The organism is Pollutimonas bauzanensis (genome assembly GCF_040393045.1).
GTDB classification, from domain to species: domain Bacteria; phylum Pseudomonadota; class Gammaproteobacteria; order Burkholderiales; family Burkholderiaceae_B; genus Pollutimonas; species Pollutimonas bauzanensis_A.
Genome location: NZ_JBEBUX010000192.1, coordinates 1 through 5,101, shown reverse-complemented (window position 1 = coordinate 5,101; position 5,101 = coordinate 1). Strand labels below are relative to the sequence as shown.

The following is a 5,101-nucleotide window of genomic DNA, read 5'->3' as shown; positions in this document are numbered from 1 at the left end:
GTTCGCGGCAGGCGACGCTTGCGGCGCTGCTGGACGAGGTTGCGCTGGACGCTGGGCGCGAGGTGCTGCTGGCGCCTGGTTGTATTCGTTGCCGCCACCGCCGCCCATGCTGGCGTCGCCTTCGCGGCCGCCCAGCATTTGCATTTGGTCAGCAACGATGTCGGTGCTGTAGCGATCGGCGCCCGTGTCCTTGTCTTGCCATTTGCGTGTTTTAAGACGGCCTTCCACATACACCGAACGACCCTTTTTCAGGTATTCGCCGGCGATTTCGGCCAAACGGTTATAAAACACCACGCGGTGCCATTCGGTTTCTTCGCGCTTTTCGCCCGAGGCCTTGTCTTTCCATTGCGACGTAGTGGCAATGGAAACGTTGCAAATGGCTGCACCGTCAGGGCTATAGCGTACTTCGGGGTCTCGTCCGAGGTTGCCGACGAGAATGACTTTGTTGACTGAGGCCATGACAATACCCTTAACTTAAAATTTCATATTGGTGACATTATCGACGATAACGGCACGACTTTCCATATAACCGCGTATTTTCACGCGTGGTCGAATTAGCCGCGTCAAGACTGCGACTTGAACCCGCGGGCGGTTAAAAACCAGGCAAATGCCAAGGCGGCGCACACCAGAAAAACGACAGACGAGCGATCGTGCGATGCCAAGAGGCCGCCAATGACTCCGCCTGCGAATATACCTAACGATTGAGCCGTATTGTAAAAGCCCAGCGCCAGCCCCTTATATTCAGGAGGAGCCACCCGTGAAACCAGCGATGGCTGCAAGGCTTCCAGTATATTAAATGCGATAAAAAAACCAATCAGCGCCGTCACCAGGGCAAAAAAGCTATGGCTGGCCAGCGGCATCAGGGCCAGCACGACCGCCAGGCCGGCAACGGCTACTTCCAGGGCTATCTTGTGCGCATGCCGGGTTTCCGTGTAAAAAACAGCTGGCACCATCAATACAAAAGACACCAAAATGACAGGCAAATACACTTCCCACAGGCGGGCTGAATCATAACCGCCAAGCGTGGCAAGCAGCCCCGGCGCTACGATGAACAGGGCCATCAAAATAAAATGCAGGCAAAACACGCCAAAATTCAGTCGCAATAGATCGGCATGGCGCAGTACATCGCGCGGACTGGCCTGCACAATGGGGGTTTTGGCCAAAGGCACACCCGGCACGACAAAAGCGGCGATCAGCAAGCATACGAAGCCCAACAGGCTGATGGCCCAGAACAGGCCCGACAGTCCGAACTCGCCAACCAGCATAGGCGACAGCACCAGCGATATGGCAAACGAAATACCAATCGAACCACCCACCATCGCCATAGCGCGCGTGCGCACTTCAGGACGCGTGGCATCGGCCACCCAGGCGGTAATCGCCGCCGAAACGGCACCCAGGCCTTGCACCACCCGACCGACGATGATCCAGTCGACATTTTTGGCCATGGCGCAAATAACCCCGCCCACAATGAACAACAGCATGCCGAAAACGATAACTGGCCGCCGCCCGAAACGATCCGACGCCATGCCCAGCGGAATTTGCAAAAATGCCTGCGTCAGGCCATAGGCGCCCAGCGCCAGCCCGACCTTGGCGGCATCGTTGCCCCCAGGTATGGAGTGCGCGGCCACCGCGAATATGGGTGTCAGCAAAAACAAACCCAGCATGCGCGATGCAAAAAGCAAGGCAAGCGTGATGCTGGCGCGACGCTCGACAGGCGTCAATTTCAGCTTGGTCCGAGGAGATTTACCTGGATGGGTGCTAGGGCTGCTCATGAAAACTCTATAAATTAAAAGCCGCTGCGAGGCTGTATCAAAACAAATCCAACTAACCTCCCAGCGCACATAATGGCACTGCGCGCTATAGTAGCAAGTTAGCCTTTGAAAGACCTTACTTAGTGAAATCGATGGAAGCGATCCGCATCCGGGGCGCCCGTACGCATAATCTTAAAAATATCTCAGTGGATTTGCCACGCCACAAGCTGGTGGTGGTAACGGGTCTGTCCGGCTCTGGAAAATCTTCATTGGCCTTCGATACCCTGTATGCCGAAGGGCAGCGTCGCTACGTGGAAAGCCTTTCAGCATACGCCCGCCAGTTCCTGCAGTTAATGGACAAGCCGGACGTGGATCTGATTGAAGGGTTGTCACCTGCGATATCGATTGAACAAAAATCAGCGGGGCATAACCCGCGTTCTACCGTAGGCACCATCACTGAAATCCACGACTACCTGCGGCTATTGTACGCGCGGGTCGGCACGCCTTATTGCCCTGAACACGGGCTGCCGCTGGAAGCGCAGAACGTTAGCCAAATGGTGGATAAGGTGCTTAGCTGGGCTCCTGAGACACGCCTGGCGATCCTGGCGCCTTTGGCACGCTCGCGCAAAGGCAGCTTCGAAGACGAATGCGCCAGCCTGCAGGCGCAAGGGTTTGTGCGGCTGCGCGTCAATGGTGAAATGGTCAGTATCGACCAGCTTGCGCCACTTAAGAAAACCGAGAAGCACGATTTTGACGTGGTGCTGGATCGCCTGAGGGTTAAACCCGAAAGCCAGCAGCGCTTGGCGGAAAGCTTCGAGACAGCGCTAAACCTGGCCGAAGGCCGAGCCATTGCGTTGAACATGGATACAGGTGAAGAACATGCGTTTTCCAGCCGCTATGCCTGTCCTGTGTGTCACCATAGCCTGACCGAACTCGAGCCGCGCTTGTTCAGTTTCAACAACCCCGTCGGCGCTTGTCCCGATTGCGATGGCCTGGGTAATGTGGATTTCTTCGACCCCAAGCGGGTCGTGGCATTTCCCGAACTTAGCCTGACCAGCGGTGCCATCAATGGCTGGGACCGCCGCAATGCATTCGCCCACACGCTGTTGACCAGCCTGGCCGCCCATTACGAGTTCGATATTGAAACCCCCTTCGAAGAACTACCGCCCGAAATCCGGCAGCGCGTACTGTTCGGCTCCGGCGACGAGGAAATTTCCTTTCTTTACCTAAATGAGAAAGGACGGACAACAGTCAAAAAGCACTCCTTCGAAGGGATTATTCCCAATCTGGAAAGACGCTGGCGTGAAACCGACTCAAGCGCGGTGCGCGAAGAACTGGGTAAATATCGCCATACCCGGGTCTGCCCCGCCTGCGAAGGGTCACGTTTGCGACCCGAGGCGCGCCACGTACTGATCGGCAATGAGCCCGGCACGGCAGAACGCCGCGGACGCGCCATCTTTGAGGTCGAAGCGCTATCACTGGCCGCCTGCCTCACCTGGTTCCAAGAGCTAGAGCTCGTCGGCGCCAAAAAAGAAATTGCCGATAGGATTGTGCGGGAAATCGAAGCCCGACTGCAGTTCCTGAACAACGTAGGGCTGAATTACCTGTCGCTGGACCGCAGCGCCGATACGATTTCGGGCGGCGAAGCACAGCGCATACGTCTGGCCAGTCAGATCGGATCTGGCCTGACTGGCGTCATGTACGTATTGGACGAGCCTTCCATTGGCCTGCACCAGCGCGACAACGATCGCCTTATCCTAACCTTGCAGCACCTGCGCGACCTGGGTAACAGCGTCATCGTGGTCGAGCACGACGAAGACATGATCCGATCGGCAGACTTCGTGCTGGATATGGGACCAGGCGCGGGCGAACACGGCGGACAAATCGTTGCCCAAGGCACACCGCAGGAACTGGCCGCCAACGAACAATCCCTGACCGGCCAGTATTTAAGCGGCGTACGGTGCATCGCCATTCCTGAACGGCGACCCGTTACGCCCGACCAGCAATGGCTGGAACTTAAAGGCGCCCGCGGCAATAACTTGAAATCGGTCAACCTGGCCATACCCGCCGGACGGCTGGTATGCATCAGTGGCGTATCGGGTTCAGGCAAATCTACACTGATCAACGACACGCTAGCCACCGCCGTTGCCCAGAAGCTGCACCGCGCCCAAACCGAGCCCGCTCCATACGACTCGCTGGAAGGCCTGTCGCATTTCGACAAAATCATCAACGTCGACCAAAGCCCCATAGGCCGTACGCCGCGCAGCAACCCCGCAACCTACACCGGCATGTTCACGCCCATACGCGAACTGTTTGCCAGCGTGCCGGAATCCCGCACGCGCGGCTATGACCCGGGACGTTTCTCGTTCAACGTCAAAGGCGGCCGCTGCGAAGCCTGTCAGGGCGATGGCGTAGTCAAAGTGGAAATGCATTTTCTGCCCGACATGTATGTCCCTTGCGATGTGTGCATGGGTAAGCGCTACAACCGTGAGACTCTGGAAATCCGCTATCGCGGCCGCAGCATCAGCGAAGTGCTGGACCTGACCGTGGAACAAGCCCTGGGTTATTTCGAAGCAGTACCCTCGGTATCGCGTAAGCTGCATACCTTGATGGACGTAGGGCTATCGTATTTACGCTTGGGGCAAAGCGCCACAACGCTGTCAGGCGGCGAAGCGCAGCGGGTAAAGCTGTCGCTGGAACTATCCAAACGCAGCACAGGGCGCACGCTTTACATTCTTGACGAGCCGACGACAGGGCTGCATTTCCAGGATATTGCGCTGTTGCTGGAGGTGTTGCGGAAATTGGTTGATGGCGGCAATACGGTGGTAATCATTGAGCACAATCTGGATGTGATCAAGACGGCGGACTGGGTGGTCGACATGGGGCCAGAGGGTGGCAATGGTGGCGGCCGAATCGTGGTTCAAGGCACGCCCGAAGATGTGGCTGCAGATCCGGCTAGTCATACGGGGGGGTATTTGAAGCCGCTGCTGAAGAGGGTGGCTCCGTAAGCGTTTGGTTTGTATTCTTTCTTGATACGCGTGCCAGGTCCTGGGAGGAGATGTTTTGCTCCTCGTTGACGGTTCGGCGCCCTGCGGCACCGAACATCGCATCGCCTTGCTCGTACGCCCCGTACGGGGCTGCCTTCGCCTACGGCTTGCTCGCCACCGAAAGTCGCTGCAACACCCCCTCCCAGAACCTGCCCCGCTGTGTCATGGAAGATTGAAACATCGCTGGGACGAGTCGCGTGCTTGGCATCGATGGCTACCGTCACCTCTACGACTGTCACTATTGCAATCGTCACTCATACCTGACTCGATGTCCGAAGTGCCCCGGCTGGCGGGGCGCGCAGG

At 57.3% G+C, this 5,101-nt stretch carries 3 protein-coding genes; 1 reads left to right on the top strand and 2 read right to left on the bottom strand.

Translation table 11 applies throughout. The features are described 5' to 3' along the window. Together ssb and ABWO67_RS18975 are read right to left on the bottom strand one after the other, a co-directional pair. Positions 1-459: single-stranded DNA-binding protein (ssb, locus tag ABWO67_RS18980; protein ID WP_353154807.1), on the bottom strand; the 459-nt coding region annotated here is incomplete at its 3' end. Positions 460-563: 104 nt separating this feature from the next. Then, entirely contained in the window at positions 564-1,772 is a 1,209-nt protein-coding gene (locus ABWO67_RS18975; RefSeq protein ID WP_353154804.1) for an MFS transporter, read from the bottom strand. Positions 1,773-1,903: 131 nt separating this feature from the next. Between ABWO67_RS18975 and uvrA the strand changes: the two genes are divergently transcribed. Then, on the top strand, positions 1,904-4,759 hold the full coding sequence (gene uvrA / locus ABWO67_RS18970; RefSeq protein ID WP_353154801.1) for an excinuclease ABC subunit UvrA: 2,856 nt from the start codon (positions 1,904-1,906) through the stop codon (positions 4,757-4,759). Positions 4,760-5,101: the final 342 nt, after the last annotated feature.

Bases quoted from the DNA above. Each gene is read 5' to 3' on its own strand.
- uvrA (WP_353154801.1), top strand. From the start codon at position 1,904: ATGGAAGCGATCCGCATCCGGGGCGCCCGTACGCATAATCTTAAAAAT.
- ABWO67_RS18975 (WP_353154804.1), bottom strand. From the start codon at position 1,772: ATGAGCAGCCCTAGCACCCATCCAGGTAAATCTCCTCGGACCAAGCTG.